Origin of the sequence: Comamonas testosteroni TK102 (assembly GCF_000739375.1) — a bacterium.
Taxonomy (GTDB): domain Bacteria; phylum Pseudomonadota; class Gammaproteobacteria; order Burkholderiales; family Burkholderiaceae_C; genus Comamonas; species Comamonas brasiliensis.
The window spans coordinates 746,366-763,703 of sequence record NZ_CP006704.1 but is presented as its reverse complement, the minus strand read 5'-3'; the positions used below and the strand labels follow the sequence as shown (position 1 = coordinate 763,703).

The 17,338-nt window shown below is 64.0% G+C and carries 15 protein-coding genes; 10 read left to right on the top strand and 5 right to left on the bottom strand.

Going from position 1 to position 17,338, the window contains the following annotated elements; all coding sequences use genetic code 11:
- Positions 1–5: 5 nt before the first annotated feature.
- Positions 6–1,184 carry a helix-turn-helix transcriptional regulator gene (locus O987_RS03380; protein ID WP_043370840.1) on the bottom strand — a complete coding sequence of 393 codons (1,179 nt, stop codon included), beginning with the start codon at positions 1,182–1,184 and terminating at the stop codon, positions 6–8.
- Positions 1,185–1,354: 170 nt separating this feature from the next.
- On the opposite strand from O987_RS03380, the gene O987_RS03375 reads away from it, so the two are divergent.
- From O987_RS03375 to O987_RS03355, 5 genes are all read left to right on the top strand, one after another.
- Complete coding sequence (locus O987_RS03375) at positions 1,355–3,313, top strand: hypothetical protein (RefSeq protein ID WP_043370839.1); 1,959 nt, start codon at positions 1,355–1,357, stop codon at positions 3,311–3,313.
- Between the two features lie 96 nt (positions 3,314–3,409).
- On the top strand, positions 3,410–3,694 hold the full coding sequence (locus O987_RS03370; protein WP_003058824.1) for a hypothetical protein: 285 nt from the start codon (positions 3,410–3,412) through the stop codon (positions 3,692–3,694).
- A 45-nt stretch (positions 3,695–3,739) separates the two neighbouring features.
- Entirely contained in the window at positions 3,740–4,747 is a 1,008-nt protein-coding gene (locus O987_RS03365) for an LLM class flavin-dependent oxidoreductase (RefSeq protein ID WP_019042752.1), read from the top strand.
- A gap of 125 nt (positions 4,748–4,872) precedes the next feature.
- Positions 4,873–5,562, top strand: a complete 690-nt coding sequence (locus tag O987_RS03360) for a helix-turn-helix transcriptional regulator (protein WP_019042751.1) — start codon at positions 4,873–4,875, stop codon at positions 5,560–5,562.
- 95 nt (positions 5,563–5,657) lie between these two features.
- On the top strand, positions 5,658–6,314 hold the full coding sequence (locus O987_RS03355; protein ID WP_019042750.1) for a glutathione S-transferase family protein: 657 nt from the start codon (positions 5,658–5,660) through the stop codon (positions 6,312–6,314).
- Positions 6,315–6,386: 72 nt separating this feature from the next.
- Here O987_RS03355 and O987_RS03350 read toward each other — a convergent pair whose 3' ends face one another.
- A complete protein-coding gene (locus tag O987_RS03350; protein WP_043370837.1) occupies positions 6,387–7,136 on the bottom strand; it encodes an SDR family NAD(P)-dependent oxidoreductase in 750 nt (249 codons plus the stop codon).
- Positions 7,137–7,295: 159 nt separating this feature from the next.
- Here O987_RS03350 and gspF point away from each other — a divergent pair, with 159 nt between their 5' ends.
- From gspF to O987_RS03330, 4 genes are all read left to right on the top strand, one after another.
- Complete coding sequence (gspF, locus tag O987_RS03345; RefSeq protein WP_043370835.1) at positions 7,296–8,513, top strand: type II secretion system inner membrane protein GspF; 1,218 nt, start codon at positions 7,296–7,298, stop codon at positions 8,511–8,513.
- A 131-nt stretch (positions 8,514–8,644) separates the two neighbouring features.
- Complete coding sequence (locus O987_RS03340; RefSeq protein WP_019042747.1) at positions 8,645–9,847, top strand: ammonium transporter; 1,203 nt, start codon at positions 8,645–8,647, stop codon at positions 9,845–9,847.
- A gap of 61 nt (positions 9,848–9,908) precedes the next feature.
- Positions 9,909–10,826 (top strand): 5'-nucleotidase, encoded by a 918-nt coding sequence (locus O987_RS03335; protein WP_003074223.1) that lies wholly within the window; start codon positions 9,909–9,911, stop codon positions 10,824–10,826.
- A gap of 71 nt (positions 10,827–10,897) precedes the next feature.
- Positions 10,898–11,365 carry an EF-hand domain-containing protein gene (locus O987_RS03330; RefSeq protein ID WP_043370832.1) on the top strand — a complete coding sequence of 156 codons (468 nt, stop codon included), beginning with the start codon at positions 10,898–10,900 and terminating at the stop codon, positions 11,363–11,365.
- 65 nt (positions 11,366–11,430) lie between these two features.
- Here O987_RS03330 and O987_RS03325 read toward each other — a convergent pair whose 3' ends face one another.
- The 3 genes from O987_RS03325 to O987_RS03315 form a co-directional block, all read right to left on the bottom strand.
- Positions 11,431–11,868: a hypothetical protein gene (locus O987_RS03325; RefSeq protein ID WP_029158448.1), complete on the bottom strand. Its 438-nt coding sequence runs from the start codon at positions 11,866–11,868 to the stop codon at positions 11,431–11,433.
- A gap of 205 nt (positions 11,869–12,073) precedes the next feature.
- A complete protein-coding gene (locus O987_RS03320) occupies positions 12,074–12,565 on the bottom strand; it encodes a DUF1854 domain-containing protein (protein WP_019042744.1) in 492 nt (163 codons plus the stop codon).
- Positions 12,562–14,859, bottom strand: a complete 2,298-nt coding sequence (locus O987_RS03315; protein ID WP_029158447.1) for an ABC transporter ATP-binding protein — start codon at positions 14,857–14,859, stop codon at positions 12,562–12,564. Before O987_RS03315 ends, O987_RS03320 begins: the two co-directional genes overlap by 4 nt.
- A 225-nt stretch (positions 14,860–15,084) precedes the next feature.
- On the opposite strand from O987_RS03315, the gene cphA reads away from it, so the two are divergent.
- Positions 15,085–17,265: a cyanophycin synthetase gene (gene cphA, locus O987_RS03310; RefSeq protein WP_029158446.1), complete on the top strand. Its 2,181-nt coding sequence runs from the start codon at positions 15,085–15,087 to the stop codon at positions 17,263–17,265.
- The last annotated feature ends 73 nt before the right edge of the window (positions 17,266–17,338 follow it).

The following is a 17,338-nucleotide window of genomic DNA, read 5'->3' as shown; positions in this document are numbered from 1 at the left end:
CGAGCTCACTCGCGCCAGCGCAGCATGGCCGGGCCCGTGAGCAGCACGCGCACGAAATCGGCCTGCCGCCCCACCCCCACCTTGACCGCCGCCGATTTGAACTGCGAACGCGCGGTATGGATGGACAGGCCCTGTCTCTCGGCGAACTCCTGCAGGGTCCAGCCATTGATCAGCGCCTGGGCCAGTTGAGCCTCCGCCAGCGTGAGCCGGTACAGATTGCGCAGCAACTCCTGCAGCGCGGGAATGCTCAGCGCCGGATCGCTGATCAGCAGCATGGCGGCACTGCGTTCGCCATAGGGACTGCTGTGCACGGGCAGCGGCGACACCATGACCTGCAACTGCTGTCCGGCCAGCCCCGTGAAGCGGCTGGCCCGGCCGTGGTGCTGCCCCTTGCCCAGCCCTGTGGCGACACAGTCCCGCATGGCTTTCTGCAACCAGCGCTGGTCTGCGGCATTGGTGGCATGCAGGCTCTCGTCGGCCCTGCGATACATCAGCTGACTCTGCTCCATCAGGCGCAACGCCCGGCTGCTGGCATGCATCACCGTCGCACGTTCATCCAGAAGAACCACACCCACCGGCAGATCCTCCAGCACGGACAGTGATGCGTTGAGCAATGCCTGGGTACGGTACAGGCGTCGGTGCATCGCAAACGCGGTCTGCAGATGCGGCATGAGCTGCTGCACAAGGCCCAGCTCTTCGGCGCTGTAGGCGCCCACCGCATGCGGCCTGACGACAGTGATGTTGAACGAGCGGTCGTGCTGGTTGTCGACCACGGCCGCGCAGGAATAGAACAGATCCTGAGGCTGCAGCCAGTCGCCATACCATTCGGTACCCGGCAGGCTCCGGTCGGGAAACAGGGTGGAGGAATTCACCACCGTGCCCGACCTGTGCAGGCTCTGGTCCTGCAGCCAGACATTGCACTGGCAGTAGTGCGCGGCAAAGCTTTCGAGTTCGGCGGCGGCAAAGCCCTGGCTGGTGCCGAAAGTGCCGAAGCCCCCGTCCAGATCCACCGTCCGCTGTGCGAAATCGTTGGCCCATATCACGCTGGCCGGTGAACGCAGGGCCGCACCGAACAAGGCCAGAAAGCCCTGCCAGCGCGCCGGCTCCAGTGCCGACTCGTAGATGGCCGCTATCAAGGCAGGAACCCGATCCTGCAACATCAAAGGCAGATGCGCTACCGCCATAGAGCCCCCTTCCAAGGCTCGCCACAGCAAGCGCCTGATGGCACTTCGCCGGGGATTTATTTCATTTACTCACACTTTGAAATCACTGCAAACCCTTCACCCATTTTGGTGATGTTTTCGCGACAACAAGTACTTACAAACAAGGCAGCCACTCTCAACCAAAGGCTGCCATGTCACAAGCACCCACCACCACACCATTCATCCGCCGCTCAGTGTCACTGGGCTCCCTGGTCCTGATTGCCTCCATTGCCGGCTGTGGCGGCGGCAGCGACAACGCTTCTCCCGCACCGTCGCCCCCGCCCGCTCCGGCGCCCGCCACCACTTCGGTCTCCACCACCGTGATCGATGGTGCCTTGCAGAACGTCAGGGTCTGCCTGGACAGAAATGACAACGGCAGCTGTGACAGTGAAGAGCCCAGTGCCCTCACCAATGCCTCCGGCCAGGCAAGCCTGGAAGTGCCCGAGGCCGATGTGGGCAAGCACCCGATTCTGGCCCTGGTCACCGAAGACTCCGTCGATGCCGACACCGGCGCCGTTCCCGTGGCCTTCATGCTGCGAGCGCCCGCCGATCAGCCTGGCGTCGTCAGCCCGCTGAGCACCCTGGTCCATGCGCACAGCCAGGCCACGGGCAGCAGCACCAGCGATGCGGCAGCAGCCATCCAGAGCCAGCTGGGCCTGGGCACTTCGGCGCTGGCGGATTTCACCCAGGACGGCAGCAACGCAGGCAAGCTGACCGCCACCATGGCGCGCCTGATCGTGGTGACCACCCAGACCCAGCTCACCAACACGGCGGGCGCCACAGGCGTCGACGGCGCGCCGCTGACTTCGGTGCAGCTCAATGCCGCCGTCAACAGCGTGCTGCTGCAGCAGTTGCAAACCCTGGCCACGGCCGTGCTGGACAATCCCGCCCTCAGCGACACCAGCACCTCCATGAAGGACAAGCAATCCGCCATGGAGACCGCAGCCCAGCAGGTGGCCAGCGCCTCGGGCGTCACGGCCGGCAATGTGGGCCTGATCGCAGCCATGCAGGCGCAGACCACCAGCCCCGAGGTCGGTGCCCCCGCGCCGAGCACGCAGCTGCGCTGGCTCAGCTTTACCGACGCCAGCAACTACTACATTCGAGCCTTCGAGGCCACGGCCGGGCAGAACACGCCCGATGCGAACGGCAAACGCTATTTCACGGAATTTCGCGAGCGCGTGGTCGGCGGCCAGGAGCAGCCCTGGAGCCGGCCGCAGGTCTATTGGACGGGCAGCGAATGGTTTGCCTGCCCCACCGATTTCGTACAGCAGACCACCAGCCTCGCCAGCGGCGAAACCGAATCCCTGTACTGCAAGAGCCTGGTCAGCAGAGCCAAGCAAAGCGTGCGCAATATCGCCGGCCTGAAGATGCGCGACATCGTCACCGAGATCCGCTCCGCCCCCTGGCAGGACTCTGCCGACGGCAGCTTTGCCAACTGGGGGCCCAGGCCCGATCAGCTTCCCGCCGAAACGACCTTCCCCAGCGGCTCCACGCTCAGCTATCGCACCGTCACCGACCTGGGCGGCAGCGACTACTACCTGAGCAACAACGCCAACCGCGCCACCATTGCCCGTGCCGACGCCCCGAACAACCCTGACTCCAGCACTTGGCGCAGCGCGACGCTTGCGGAGTTCATCGCCTGGAACGCCGGCGACTTCGCGCCCAACGTCTCGGCCGCCGATGTGCATGGCAACAACGCACGCGTGCTGGTCGGCCGCCGCGACTATCTCAAGCCCGATGGCAGCGCGGCCTACAAGCGCTACATGGTGGGTTTCGAGAACGGCGGCGAGCAGCGCGCACGCTTTTATGAATGCGAGGGCGATATGAGCACCCTGCCCAACAACCGGACCCTGTTCATCAACGGAGTGTCCACCTGCAAGGCGATCCTGCTCAGCAACTACAGCATCGCCACCCAGGCAGATGCCAAGGTGCTGCGCTTCACGCAGGAGCCCACCCAGCTCAACGTCAGCAACTTCCAGAACTACCGCCTGTTCGTCGAACGGGGCGGCATCACCTATATCGGCTATCGGGACAAGCAGATGGTCAGCAATCAGCAGCGGCTCAATGGCACTGCCGCCGATGCGCTGCTTGCCGCCCTCGGCCTGAACTGACTCCCCGCCTCGCTGCACAGCCCACCTCCCGGTGGGCTTTTTTCATGCATGGCCTCAATCAGCAGCGGTCATTGAGCCTTTGCCAGAATCGTTGCCATGCTTGAAAACCTTCGCACCTCCGTCCAGCCCTATGGCGGCGATCTGTTTCTGCTGCTGATCGCCCTGGCGGTCATCAGCCTCGCCGTGCTGTTCAACCTCAAGGCCCGTCTGCCCGTGGACCAGTTGCGCCGCGTGATCCGCATGGCGGCGCTGGTGGCCTTGCTGGGCTCGGTATTCGCCATGCAGGCCGGCAGCACCTACTACGCCATGGCAGCCGTGCTGCTGGCCTGGGGTGTACTGGTCGGCATTGTCTTTGGGCGTGAGATCGGCCGCAAACGCTGACCCGCAAAACGCTGCAAGCTATCAAAACCCTATAGATCAATCGCCATGAAATCCCTGAACAACGTCAAGCTGTCCATGCTGGACCTGGTCGCCGTGCGCGAAGGCGCAACGGTGGCCGATGCTCTGCAGATTGCCGTGCGCACCGCGCAGCAGGCTGAAAAGCTGGGCTTCACCCGCTACTGGCTGGCCGAGCACCACAATATGCCGGGCATTGCGAGTTCGGCCACAGCCGTGCTGATCGGCCACATCGCAGGTGCCACGCAGAAGATTCGTGTGGGCTCGGGCGGCATCATGCTGCCCAACCATGCACCGCTGGTGGTGGCAGAGGCCTTCGGCACGCTGGCCGAGCTCTACCCGGGCCGCATCGACCTGGGCCTGGGCCGCGCACCGGGCACCGACGCAGCGACCATGCGCGCCCTGCGCCGCGACCGCGTGGAGACCGAGGAGGACTTCCCACGCGACGTGCAGGAGCTGCAGCGCCTGCTGGGCGATCACCAGGATGGAGCACGCATCATCGCCATGCCCGGTGCCGGCACCCACGTTCCCATCTGGCTGCTGGGCTCCAGCCTGTTCTCGGCACAACTGGCTGCACACATGGGCCTGCCCTATGCCTTTGCCTCGCACTTTGCCCCGCGCATGCTGCACCAGGCCCTGGCCATCTACCGTCAGACCTTCAAACCCAGCGCCACGCTGGCCAAGCCTTACGCGATTGTCGGCGTGCCGGTGATTGCGGCCCCCAGCGATGAAGAGGCCCGGTTTCTGGCCAGCAGCACCTATCAGCGCGTGCTCGGCATTCTGACCGGCAACCGCACCCGCCTCATGCCCCCGATACCGGACTTCTGGGAGCAGCTGGATGGGCGCGCCCAGGCGGCGATTGCCGATTTTCTGGCCGTGGGCGTCATCGGCGGCCCGGATACCGTGCGCCAGGGCCTGCAGAATCTGGCCGATGAAACCCAGGCCGATGAATTCATGATCGTCAGCGATGTCTATGACGCCGAGCTGCGCCTGCGCAGCCTGGAGATCACGGCTGGCGCCATGAACAGCGCCTCCTGAGCGGTCCTGGCAGTTACCTGCTATCACGCTGTGCGAAAGGAGGGAGCGCACAGAGAACGACAAACCGGCGTCCCGGCATGAGAGCATGCCAAACTCCTGCGTCGTTCACCTCTCAGATTTCGCCCATGAGCCGTTCCGCCCGTCTGCTGCAATTGCTGGATACGCTGCGCCGCGCCCGTCAGCCGCAGACCGGACCCGAGCTGGCCCGGGCGCTGGGCATCAGCCTGCGCACGCTGTACCGCGACATCGCCACCTTGCGCACCCAGGGTGCCGACATTCTGGGCGACCCCGGCATAGGCTTCGAGATGCGGCCCGGCTTTCTGCTACCGCCTCTGATGTTCAACGCCGACGAGCTGGAGGCCCTGCTGCTGGGCGCTCGCTGGGCCAGCCTGCAGGCCGATCCGCAACTGGCCCAGGCCGCTACCGCCGCCATGGACCGCATCCGTGCGGCACTGCCGCTGGAGCTGCGCATTGCCGTCGATACCAGCGGCCTGCTGGTTCCCAATATGCAGACCGACCCGCCGCCCGAGCCCTGGCAGGCCGCGCTGCGCCGCGCCATCCGCGCCGAACACAAGGTCGTGCTGCATTACCGGGATCAGCATGGCGTGCCGAGCCAGCGCCGGGTCTGGCCGTTTGCCATGGCCTACTTCGAGCGCAGCCGCGTGGTCTCGGCATGGTGCGAGTTGCGCCAGGCCTTTCGTCACTTTCGCGCCGACCGCGTGGACGCGCTGGAGGATCTGGGCGAACGCTATCCGCAGCGACGCCAGGCGCTGATACAGCGCTGGCTGGACGAAACCGGCTACACGCTGGATTGAACGGCACTGCTGACAGAAACTGTCAGCCCTCGCTCCTACATTGGCTGCATGGCGTTTTTGCCATGTCACAACAGCCCGCCCCAAGGAGAGCCGCAATGTCCACACCGCAACAACCCAAGCTGCGCTTTTTCAGCAACCCCAGATCACGCGCCCGCATGGTGCGCTGGATGCTGGAGGAATGCGGTGCCGACTATGAAACCGTTGACCTGGAATTCGGACCCGAGATGAAGTCGCCCGAGTACCTGTCCATCAACCCCATGGGCAAGGTCCCGGCGCTGCAGCATGGCGATGCCGTGGTCACCGAGACCGGAGCCATCCTCGCCTATCTGGCCGAGCTTTTCCCCGAGAAACGACTGGCCCCGGCGATGGGCAGCCCGGAGCGCGCCAGCTACCTTCGCTGGCTGTTCTTTGTCGCCGGGCCGGTGGAGGCCGTCACAACCGCCCGCAACGAAGGCTGGCTGCAATCGCAAACTCATCAGCAGGCCATAAGCGCAGGCTTTGGCCGCTTTGACGATGTATTGAACACCTTGCTGCATGCGGTGGCCGGCAAACGCTATGTCTGCGGCGACCACTTCACGGCCGCCGATCTGTATCTGGCCAGCTATATCGGCTGGAGCATGATGGACGGCAGCTTGCCCAGGCGGCCCGAATTCGAGGCCTATGCCACGCCGCTGCTGCAGCGTGCAGCCTCGGTGCGCGCCGACGAGATCGACGGCGATATGCAAGCCGCCGCCATGGCGCCAGTCGTTTAAAGGTTTTGGCCTGCAGCGACCGCCAGTCAGGCGCAGGACCATCAAGACCTACAGCAAACCGCTGCAGACCACTCAGCGAGCCAAGTAACCGCCGTCGACCGGGTAATAAGCGCCCGTCACAAACGACGCGCGGTCACTGGCCAGCCAGGCCACCAGCTCGGCGATCTCCTCGGGCTGGCCCAGGCGTCCCATGGGGTGGGCCGCCACCAGCGCCGCATGCGTGCTCGGGTCCTGCTCCAGACCGCTGATCATGGGAGTGTGGATAAAGCCCGGCCCCACGGCATTGACGCGCACGCCTCTGGCGGAATATTCGAGCGCTGCCGCCTTGGTCAGACCCAGCACGCCGTGCTTGGCGGCCGTATAGGCCGCAGAGTTGGCAAAGCCCACGGCACCGAGGATGGACGCCATATTGATGATGGAGCCGCCGCCGCCCTGCAGCATGGCGGCGATCTGGTATTTGCAGGCATAGAACACGCCCGAGAGATTGACGCGCAGCACCTGCTCCCAGGCATCCAGCGGATAGTCGACGGTGGGCGCGCTGACGCCGCCGATGCCGGCGTTGTTGCAGGCCGCATCCAGGCGGCCGAAGTGGCGCATGGTCAAGGCCACCAGTGCTTCATGATCCGCCGAGCTGCCGGCGTCGGCGCGCAGATACAGTGCCTCGGCACCCAGCTCGCGCACCAGGGCGGCCGTCTCCTGGCCCTGCTCCTCGTTGAGGTCGGCCAGTACCACGCGCGCGCCCTCCCTGGCCCATGTCAGCGCCACACAGCGGCCTATGCCGGATGCAGCCCCCGTCACCAATGCAACCTTGTCCTTGAGCATCGAAACCTCCCGTTCTTGAATCGGCAGACCATTGTGCCGAGCTCGACCGCGGCAGTCATGACCTGCATCAAGCCGGATCCGCTCTCTCAAACAACGAAGGGCTGACATCATTAGTCGCTACCATCTGCACTAAACCGTCACTGTCAGATCGATTCGCGCATGCCTGCCTTTACCTTTGAAGCCCTGGATGCCCAGGGCCAGACCCGCAAGGGCACCCTGGAAGCCGACAACGCCCGTGCCGCGCGCAGCCAGCTGCGCAGCCAGGCCTTGGTGCCGCTGCAGGTCGAGCCCGTCGCCGCAGGCCGGGGCCGGACAGGCGCATCCGGCTGGCTCACGCGCCCGGTCTTCAACTCCACCAGCCTGGCGGTCTGGACCCGCCAGCTCTCGGGCCTGGTCAGCTCCGGCCTGCCCATAGAGCGCGCACTGGCCGCGCTGGCCGAGGAAGCCGAGGACGAACGCCAGCATCAGCTGGTCGCGGCGCTGAGGGCAGAGGTCAATGCCGGCTCCAGCTTTGCCAAGGCGCTGGAGCAGCATCCACGCGAGTTTTCCGACATCTTCTGCGCCGTGATCGGCGCCGGGGAATCCAGCGGCAGCCTGGGCCCGGTGCTGGAGAACCTGGCCGACGACCTGGAGGCGCGTCAGGCGCTGCAGTCCAAGCTCATCGGCGCCTCGCTGTATCCTGCCATCGTGACGCTGGTGGCCATCGTCATCGTGATCTTCCTGGTCAGCTATGTGGTGCCGCAGGTGGCTGGCGTGTTTGCCGGCACCAAGCGTGCACTGCCGTTTCTCACCGTGGTCATGCTCGGCATCAGCGACTTTGTGCGCAGCTATGGCTGGTTCATGCTGGCCGTGCTGCTGCTGGCTGCCGTGGGTTTTCGGCTGGCGCTCAGGAACGAGGCGTTTCGCGAGCGCTTCGATGCCCAGTGGCTGCATCTGCCGCTCATAGGCCGGCTCTCGCGCAGCTATAACGCGGCGCGCTTTGCCGGCACCCTGGCCATGCTGGCCGGAGCGGGCGTGCCCATCCTCAAGGCCTTGCAGGCCGCCGCCGAGACGCTCAACAACCGCGCCCTGCGCGCCGATGCCATGGATGCGCTGGTGCTGGTGCGCGAAGGCGCGCCACTGGCCTCGGCCCTGGCGCAGAAGAAGCGCTTTCCGGGTCTGGTCGCCATGTTCGCCCGACTGGGCGAACAGACGGGCCAGCTGCCGCTGATGCTGCAGCGCGCCGCAACCCAGCTGTCCACCGAGGTTCAGCGCCGTGCCATGCACCTGGCCACGATCCTCGAGCCCCTGCTCATCGTCGTCATGGGGCTGGTGGTCATGCTCATCGTGCTGGCCGTGCTCATGCCCATCATCCAGCTCAACCAGTTCGTCAAATAGGCCTGACAGGCCTGTGCCGGTGCGGAAGCACCCACTCCAGATTGGCGCAATTCTTGCTTTCTTTTAGTGCATTGCGGGTTTTTCCCGCAATTTCGCACCAATAAATAGCAAATTTCAGCTGGAGCGTTTTCATGCAAGCACTAAAACAGGGCGCGGATGCCCTGTTCATTTTGATGGGCGCCGTCATGGTCCTGGCCATGCACGCCGGTTTCGCCTTTCTGGAGCTGGGCACCGTGCGCCGCAAGAACCAGGTCAATGCCCTGGTCAAGATCCTGGTCGACTTCTCGGTCTCCACCGTGGTTTATTTCGCGCTCGGCTATGGCGTGGCCTACGGCACGCACTTTTTCGTGGGCGCCGAGCAGCTGGCGGCACTCAACGGCTATGGCCTGGTCAAGTTCTTCTTTCTGCTGACCTTCGCCGCCGCCATTCCCGCCATCATCTCGGGCGGCATTGCCGAACGCGCCAAGTTCTGGCCCCAGCTGATCGCCACGGCCATGATCGTGGGCCTGATCTACCCCTTCTTCGAGGGCATTGCCTGGAACCAGCATTTCGGCGTGCAGGCCTGGATCAAGGCACTGACCGGCGCCGAGTTCCACGACTTTGCCGGCAGCGTGGTCGTTCACGCCGTGGGGGGCTGGATCGCCCTGGGAGCCGTGCTGCTGCTGGGCCCGCGCAGCAATCGCTACCGCCAGGGCGGAGCGATTGCCGCCACACCGCCCTCCAGCATTCCCTTCCTGGCGCTGGGCGCCTGGATTCTGATCGTGGGCTGGTTCGGCTTCAATGTGATGAGTGCCCAGAGTCTGGACAAGATCTCCGGTCTGGTCGCTGTGAACTCGCTGATGGCCATGGTGGGTGGCACGCTGGCCGCCCTGGCGGTGGGCAAAAACGACCCGGGTTTTGTGCACAACGGCCCGCTGGCCGGCCTGGTTGCCGTCTGCGCGGGCTCGGATCTGATGCACCCTCTGGGAGCACTGGTCGTGGGGGCTGCCGCCGGAGCCATCTTTGTCTTCATGTTCACGCTGACGCAGAACAAATGGAAGATCGACGACGTGCTGGGCGTGTGGCCGTTGCACGGTCTGTGCGGTGCCTGGGGCGGCATTGCGGCCGGCATCTTCGGCACGCAAGCTCTGGGCGGGCTTGGCGGCGTGCATCCGGTCGCCCAGCTCATAGGCACACTGATGGGCGTGGCCTGGGCCGCGCTGGGCGGCCTGCTGGTCTACGGCCTGCTCAAGAAGACCATGGGCCTGCGCCTGAGCCAGGAGCAGGAATTCGACGGCGCCGATCTGTCCATCCACCACATCAGTGCCACGCCAGAGCGCGAAGCCAACTGGTGAGGGAGCTGCGGCCTGCGTATCATCGAAGCCTGTCCGCAATTCCGCTCAAAACCGTACCGCCATGGCCATGACCCTGAACGACAAGCTCGTCGTCGCCATCTCCTCGCGAGCCCTGTTCGATTTCGAGGAGGAAAACCGCCTCTTCGAGGACAGCGACCCGGCGAGCTATCTGCGCCTGCAGCGCGAGCGGCTGGACGTGCCTGCCGCACCGGGCGTTGCCTTCTCGCTGGTCAAGAAACTGCTGGCCTTCAACACCGAGGGGCAGCAGCATGTGGAGGTAGTGCTGCTCTCGCGCAACGATCCCGTCAGCGGCATGCGCGTCTTCCGCTCGGCCAAGGCCCACGGCCTGCACTCCATACAGCGCGGCGTGTTCACCCAGGGGCGTGACCCTTTCGGCTATCTGCGCCCTCTGGGAGCTCAGCTGTTCCTGTCGGCGAATGCCGATGACGTGACCCAGGCACTGCAGCTGGGCTACCCGGCCGCCCATGTGTTCACCGACTCCATGCGCGCCAGCAGCAGCCATCCGCGCGAAGTGCGCATCGCTTTCGACGGCGATGCCGTGCTGTTTTCCGACGAGGCCGAGCGCATCTTCCAGGCCCAGGGCCTGGAGGCATTCCAGCAGCATGAACTGGAAAAAGCCGCCCAGCCGCTGCCCGAAGGCCCGTTCAAGCCGCTGCTGGCCGCCCTGCACCGGCTGCAGCAGGCCGATGTGGCCGGCATGCGCGTGCGCACGGCCCTGGTCACGGCGCGCAGCGCCCCGGCCCATGAGCGTGCGCTCAATACGCTGATGGACTGGAAGATCGATGTCGATGAAGCCATGTTCCTCGGCGGACTGGCCAAGGGCGGTTTTCTGCGCGAGTTCGAGCCCGACTTCTTCTTCGACGACCAGACCGGCCATGTGCGCAATGCAGCCGGACATGTTCCCTCGGGCCATGTGCGCAGCGGCATTGCCCATGACAAGGCGGCGCTGCCTACGTAAAGCTTGGCAAAGTCCGGCAAGCGAATGCAAAACTTTGAAAGTGCGGCGGGCCGGAGGTTGAGAATGCCGTCATGGCCCTCATCTGTACCGCTATGTCAAAAGCCAAGAACCACCCCATCGTCGCCCGCAGCAGCTCGGTCATGAAGACCGCCATGGGCGTGCTGCTGACCAGCGCCGTGCTGCTGCTGCCCACGGTGCGCGCCGAGGAAACCGCCGGCGACAAGATCGGAGAAAGACAGGGAACCCAGCTCTCCAAGGGCGAGATCAAGGCCCAGCAGCAATTCAAGATGCTGGACTTCAATCAGGATGGCAAGCTCAGCCGCAAGGAAGTGGCCATCATCCCGAAGCTGGCCGCCGCCTTTGACGAAACCGACACCAACAAGGACGGCTTCGTCACCTATGAGGAAGTGCGCGCCTTTGCCGTCAAATACCGTGCAGCGCGTGAAAAGGCCAAGGCCGCCGAAGCCGTGGCTGCTGCACCGGCCAAGGACGATGCTCACAAATCAGAAGCTTATAACGCAGACTCTGAAAGCAAATAAGGTATAAAAATAGCTGAAATGCTTGAATATCAAGCGCAATAAGCTATCAAAATCAAAGCAATCGCTTACTTGGCGTTGCCGCTGCGCTTGACCCGGGGCTCGGAATAAGTCAGCGGCTCATTGCGCGCCTGCTGCTTGCTCTGCAGCAGATCCTCCGACTTGCTGGTTTCCTGTGCCTGTTCAACCGCCTGGGCGCTGGCGCGCCACATGGACTGGATGAACTCGATCAGCTGCTTGGAGATGGGCTCCTTGGGCGGCTCCTCCACCTCTTCTTTTTGCTTGATCTCCTCGGCCAGGGTCCAGTCGCGGTTCTCGGTATCGGGAGCCGATGGCTTCTCGGGTTCACGCACCGTGCGGCCCTCGCCGATCTTGTCCACAGACTCTGTGGCATTCACGGCGTTCACGGGGCGCACCGGCGCGGCGCCCGAAGCCCCTGTGGAGTACAAATCCGCACCCTGGGTACGCCAGGGCGTCTGTGTCCGGTCTAGAGGTGGAATTTGCATGGCTTGGCCCTCGGCAGTAAAAAGGTGCAGGCGGAAAAACAGCTATCTCGCCCTGTTATCGGCCACGCTTGAGAAAACTGTAGGATTATTTTCAATCCTATTTTGATAGCTATTAGTCTATATATATCAAGCACCGCTGCGCAATTTGATACAAAAAAGGGCTTCGCGATGAGGCGAGGCCCTTGAAATAGTTGCGCTGCGCGGCTTACAGAAAGCGCTCCAGCAGCTTGCGCGAATGCCGGTCCAGCTTGCCGCTGTCGGGAATCCGATATTGCACGCCATCCTGGCCCGTGATCTGCAGTCTGGTGCGGCCGGCCAGCTTGCGGATGTCTTCTTCGGCCTTGAGCACCATCTGCGTCAGACCACGATCCGTCTGCAGCTCCCAGGTGCTGGGGGTGGAAAAGCTGGAGACCTTGAGGATGCGCTCGATGGTCGGCACGAACTCCCGCACGGCCAGGTCCTGCTCGATCAGCTGACGATGCTCGGGCTGCAGGTCGGCCATGCGGGCCACCCACAGCGCTTCCTTGCCATCGGCTGCGATCAGCGACAGCCCTTCGGCAGGCGCGGCAATCGGAAACGCACGCACGGGAACCACTGCTTCGTAGACCAGGCCGTTGCCCAGGGTCAGCACCAGACGGCCATGGGCGTTGCGCACCAGCTGCATGCCGTTCAGATTGGATTGGGGAGCTTCGATCATTGGGGTTCCTTGGTCTGCAACTTCAGGCCGGCCGCTTGCGCATCCTCTTCGGCACGGCGCGCCTGCGCGTCGTACAGACGGAAGTAATGACCCTTGAGGTCCATGAGCTCGTCGTGCGGGCCCACTTCGACGATTTCGCCACGATCCATGACCACCAGACGGTCGGCCTTGCGCAAGGTGGACAGACGGTGGGCAATGGCGATCGTGGTGCGACCCTGCACCAGATTGTCCAGTGCCTTCTGGATTTCCTTTTCGGTCTCGGTATCCACGGCCGAGGTGGCTTCGTCGAGGATCAGGATGCGCGGATCGATCAGCAGCGCACGCGCGATGGAAATACGCTGGCGCTCGCCACCCGACAGGCCCTGGCCGCGCTCGCCGACCAGGGAGTCATAGCCGTGGGGCAGGCGCAGGATGAACTCGTGGGCATGGGCGGCACGCGCCGCGGCCACGATTTCCTCGCGCGTGGCGTCGGGCTTGCCATAGGCAATGTTCTCGGCAATCGTGCCGAAGAACAGGAAGGGCTCCTGCAGCACCAGGCCGATATTGCTGCGGTAGTCGGACACGGACATGCGACGCACGTCCACGCCGTCGAGCTGGATGGAGCCCTCGGAGACGTCGTAGAAGCGGCAGATCAGATTCACCAGGGTGCTCTTGCCCGAGCCGCTGTGACCGACCAGGCCGATCATCTCGCCAGGCTTGATCTGCAGGTTCAGATGCTTGATGACGGCGCGGCTGCCGTAGCGAAAGCCCACATCTTCCATGGTGATTGCACCCTTGGCCTTGCCGGGCAGCTTCACGGGGTTGCTGGGCTCGGGCACATTGCTGACATGGTCGAGGATGTCGAAGATGCGCTTGGCACCGGCTGCCGCCTTCTGCGTGACCGAGACGATGCGGCTCATCGAATCCAGGCGGGTATAGAAACGGCCGATATAGGCGATAAAGGCCGTCAGCACACCGACGGTGATGGAGCCGCCGGCCACCAGATAGATGCCGAAGCCCCAGACCACCAGAATGCCGACCTCGGTCAGCAGCGTCACCGTGGGGGTGAACAGCGACCAGGTCTTGTTGACCTTGTCGTTGGCCTGGAGATTGATCAGGTTGGCGTCGGCAAAGCGGTCGGCTTCACGCTTTTCCTGGGCGAAGGCCTTGACCACACGGATGCCGGGGATGGTGTCGGCCAGCACATTGGTCACCTCGGACCAGACGCGGTCTATCTTCTCGAAGCCGGTGCGCAGGCGGTCGCGCACGGTATGGATCATCCAGGCGATGAAGGGCAACGGCACCAGTGTGACCAGCGCCAGCCAGGGGTTGATGGAGAACAGGATGGCCGAGGTCATCACGATCATCATCACATCGGTCGCAAAATCGAGTGCATTTAACGACAGAAAGAGATTGATACGATCGGTTTCAGCGCCGATGCGCGCCATCAGATCCCCTGTGCGCTTGCTGCCGTAGTAGTCCACCGACAGGTTCAGCAAGTGGTTGTAAGTGGTGGTGCGCAGATTGGAGCCTATGCGCTCGGACACCTTGGCCAGCACGAAGGTGCGTGCCCAGCCCAGCGCCCAGGCCAGCAGCGCCGACACCAGCAGCATGCCCAGATAGAAGAAAACCAGATCCCGGTTGATCTTTTCGCCGTTCTGGAACGGAATCAGTATCTTGTCCATCAGCGGGATGGTCAGATAAGGTGCCACCAGTTGCGCGCCCGTGCTGGCCACGGTCAGCAGGAAACCCAGCAGCAGCTGGCCCTGATAGGGCTTGGCAAAGCGCCACAGGCGCAGCAGCACCCAGGTCGAGGTCTGAGGTGCCTGCTGACGTGCGCAGGCCGGGCATTCTTCGGTATCGGGCGGCAGAGCCGTGTGGCAGACCGGGCAATGCGGGACATCCTCGTCGCTGACCGCGCTGTAGACCTCCTGGCGCGCGATGCGCTCGCGCTGGCGGTCGAACTGCTGCATCAGCTGCAGCATGGCGGTCTGGTGCTTCAAGGTGATGAGCCAGTGCGCCAAACGCTCGCGAGGATCATGCAGCTCCAGATTGCCCACGCCGCCATGGTCCTGCAGGCGCAGGCTCTGCTCCACGGTCAGGGCCCATTCACGCCACTGCCGGGTCTGGGGATCGCAGGCCAGCAGACGCTCCTGTGTCAGCGCCAGCAGGCCGCTGCCAAACTGCAAATCCGCACTCAGGTCAACCGGGACGACGGCTAATACGTTTTCATGTTCAGCGAGTCTTGCTCGTAGCTCGCCCCCCAGGGGGCCGGCAAAGACTGCCGAGGCGTCCACAGTATGGTGATGTTGCATGTTGAGTTATTTTTCTCCGCCGATGGCGGCTCCAAGAGTCATGCGGGCAACCGCTTCGGCATGGTGAATATGGCTGCGCCTGACGTCCGATACACCCTGGTTAACGCGCGAACCTGCATTTAGGCTGACAAGCTTCACAATGCAGATTCTGGGCGCACAATGCCAACCTATCAGGGGCAGGAGTTTAAGAAAACCTGCTCTCCTCATTCCTATCCGCTGATCAACATGGCGAAATTCAACGACATCCAACTCTTGCGCACAACTTTCCTGCGTGGCCCCAGTGTCTGGACCTACCGCCCGGTACTGGAGGTCTGGCTGGATCTGGGAGAGCTGGAAGACTATCCGTCCAACAAGATCCCCGGCCTCAACGAGCGCCTGACCAGCTGGCTGCCCGACCTGATCGAGCACACCTGCGGCGTCGGCGAGCGCGGTGGCTTCATCCAGCGCCTGGAAGGCGGCACCTGGATGGGTCATGTGATGGAGCATGTAATCATCGAGTTGCTGAATCTGGCCGGCATGCCCGCCGAATTCGGTCAGACCCGGGAAATTTCCAGGCGTGGCGTGTACCGCATGGTGTTCCGCTGCCCCGAGGAGGCCGTGGCTCGCGTGGCGCTGGAGCATGGGCACAAGCTGCTGATGGCGGCCATCAATGACGAGCCATTCGACATCAAGCCCGCCGTGCATGCCATCAAGACGGCCATCAATGACCGTTACCTGGGCCCCTCGACCGGCTGCATCGTCGATGCCGCCAGCGAGCGCCGCATCCCCCATATCCGCCTGAACGACGGCAATCTGGTGCAGCTGGGTTATGGCGCGGCGCAGCGCCGCATCTGGACGGCAGAGTCCGACCAGACCAGCGCCATCGCTGAGGGCATTGCCCAGGACAAGGACTTCACCAAGCGCCTGCTGGCCGCCTGCGGCGTGCCCGTGCCCGAAGGCCAGATCGTGGCATCGCCCGAAGAGGCCTGGGAAGTGGCGCAGGACATCGGCTTTCCCGTGACCGTCAAGCCTTCGGACGGCAACCATGCCCGTGGCGTGACCCTGGAGCTGTCCAAGGAAGCCGACATCAAGGCCGCGTTTGCACTGGCCCAGCCCGAAGGCTCGGACGTGATCGTCGAAAAATTCATCGACGGCGTGGAGCACCGCCTGCTGGTCGTGGGCGGCAAGGTGGTGGCAGCCACCAAGGGCGAAACGGTTTCCGTCTACGGCAATGGCAATGCCACGCTGCGCGAACTGGTGGAAGTGCTGAACCAGGATCCGCGCCGCGGACCCGAGCAGGAATACCCGCTGGACTGGATCAATCTGGAAGCCGGCGCCGTGAAGCTGGAACTCAATCGCCAGCATGTGACGCCCGACAGCGTGATTCCGCAGGGCCAGAGCGTGCTGCTGCAGCGCAACGGCAATATGGCCATCGACTGCCTCGACGAGGTACACCCCGACGTGGCTTACTACGCCGTGCTGGCCGCCAAGATCGTTGGCCTCGATATCGCCGGCATGGACATGATCCTGCAGGATGTCTCCAAGCCCATGCAGGGCCAGGGTGCGATTCTCGAAGTCAACGCCGGCCCCGGCCTGCTGATGCACCTCAAGCCCACCAGCGGCGCACCGCGCCCCGTTGGCATGGCCATTGCCGACCACCTCTTCCCCCGCGAAGACGGTGCCGGCGCCGGTCGCATCCCCGTGGTCGGTATCGTTGGCACGCGCAACAACGCCTTCATTTCGCGTCTGGTCGGCTGGCTGCTGCAGCTGTCGGGCAAGCTGACCGGCGTGGCCAGCGGTGAAGGAATGTTCCTCGCCAATCGCCATACGCAAAAGACCAATACCGCCAACTGGGCCGGTGCCCATCGCCTGCTGACCAACCGTCTGGCCGAAGCCGCCGTCATCCAGACCACGGCCCGCTCCATCCTGGAAGAAGGCCTGGCCTACGACCGCTGCCTGGTCGGCGTGGTCACCGACATGGACGGCTATGAGCAGCTTGCCGATCACGATGTGCTGGAGCCCGGCCAGATGCGCCGCGTGATGCGCACCCAGATCGATGTGGTGCTGGACGAAGGCGCGGGCGTGCTCAACGCCGACCTGCCCGAAGTGGCCGATCTGGCCGAGCTCTGCGACGGCGAAGTCATTCTGTACGCCACCAGCGCCGACAACGAGTTTGTCGCCGCACACCGCGCCAACACCGAAGCCCGTCATGAAGGCGGCCGCGCTGTCTTCCTCAAAGGCAACAACGTGGTGCTGGCCACCGGCACCCAGGAACGTGTGCTGGGCACGCTGGAGGCACTGTCCCTGGCCGGCGGCAAGCGCCCCGAGACCAGCGCGCTGCTGGCCGCGATTGCCACCGCCTGGGCGCTGGACATCACGCCCGAGCTGATCGGCGCCGGCATCAAGACCTTTGAATACCAGGCTTGATTGCCCCATAAAACGCTTCAACAGATATAGCTGCTGACGCTTGCCACACAAGCGTCAGACCAAGAAAAGCTTG

What these genes read in the sequence shown, in the direction of transcription:
- O987_RS03330 (WP_043370832.1), top strand. Translation starts at nt 10,898, where the DNA reads ATGGCCCTCATCTGTACCGCTATGTCAAAAGCCAAGAACCACCCCATC.
- O987_RS03335 (WP_003074223.1), top strand. Translation starts at nt 9,909, where the DNA reads ATGGCCATGACCCTGAACGACAAGCTCGTCGTCGCCATCTCCTCGCGA.
- O987_RS03315 (WP_029158447.1), bottom strand. Translation starts at nt 14,859, where the DNA reads ATGCAACATCACCATACTGTGGACGCCTCGGCAGTCTTTGCCGGCCCC.
- O987_RS03320 (WP_019042744.1), bottom strand. Translation starts at nt 12,565, where the DNA reads ATGATCGAAGCTCCCCAATCCAATCTGAACGGCATGCAGCTGGTGCGC.
- O987_RS03370 (WP_003058824.1), top strand. Translation starts at nt 3,410, where the DNA reads ATGCTTGAAAACCTTCGCACCTCCGTCCAGCCCTATGGCGGCGATCTG.
- O987_RS03340 (WP_019042747.1), top strand. Translation starts at nt 8,645, where the DNA reads ATGCAAGCACTAAAACAGGGCGCGGATGCCCTGTTCATTTTGATGGGC.
- O987_RS03355 (WP_019042750.1), top strand. Translation starts at nt 5,658, where the DNA reads ATGTCCACACCGCAACAACCCAAGCTGCGCTTTTTCAGCAACCCCAGA.
- O987_RS03350 (WP_043370837.1), bottom strand. Translation starts at nt 7,136, where the DNA reads ATGCTCAAGGACAAGGTTGCATTGGTGACGGGGGCTGCATCCGGCATA.
- O987_RS03365 (WP_019042752.1), top strand. Translation starts at nt 3,740, where the DNA reads ATGAAATCCCTGAACAACGTCAAGCTGTCCATGCTGGACCTGGTCGCC.
- O987_RS03360 (WP_019042751.1), top strand. Translation starts at nt 4,873, where the DNA reads ATGAGCCGTTCCGCCCGTCTGCTGCAATTGCTGGATACGCTGCGCCGC.
- cphA (WP_029158446.1), top strand. Translation starts at nt 15,085, where the DNA reads ATGGCGAAATTCAACGACATCCAACTCTTGCGCACAACTTTCCTGCGT.
- O987_RS03375 (WP_043370839.1), top strand. Translation starts at nt 1,355, where the DNA reads ATGTCACAAGCACCCACCACCACACCATTCATCCGCCGCTCAGTGTCA.
- gspF (WP_043370835.1), top strand. Translation starts at nt 7,296, where the DNA reads ATGCCTGCCTTTACCTTTGAAGCCCTGGATGCCCAGGGCCAGACCCGC.
- O987_RS03325 (WP_029158448.1), bottom strand. Translation starts at nt 11,868, where the DNA reads ATGCAAATTCCACCTCTAGACCGGACACAGACGCCCTGGCGTACCCAG.
- O987_RS03380 (WP_043370840.1), bottom strand. Translation starts at nt 1,184, where the DNA reads ATGGCGGTAGCGCATCTGCCTTTGATGTTGCAGGATCGGGTTCCTGCC.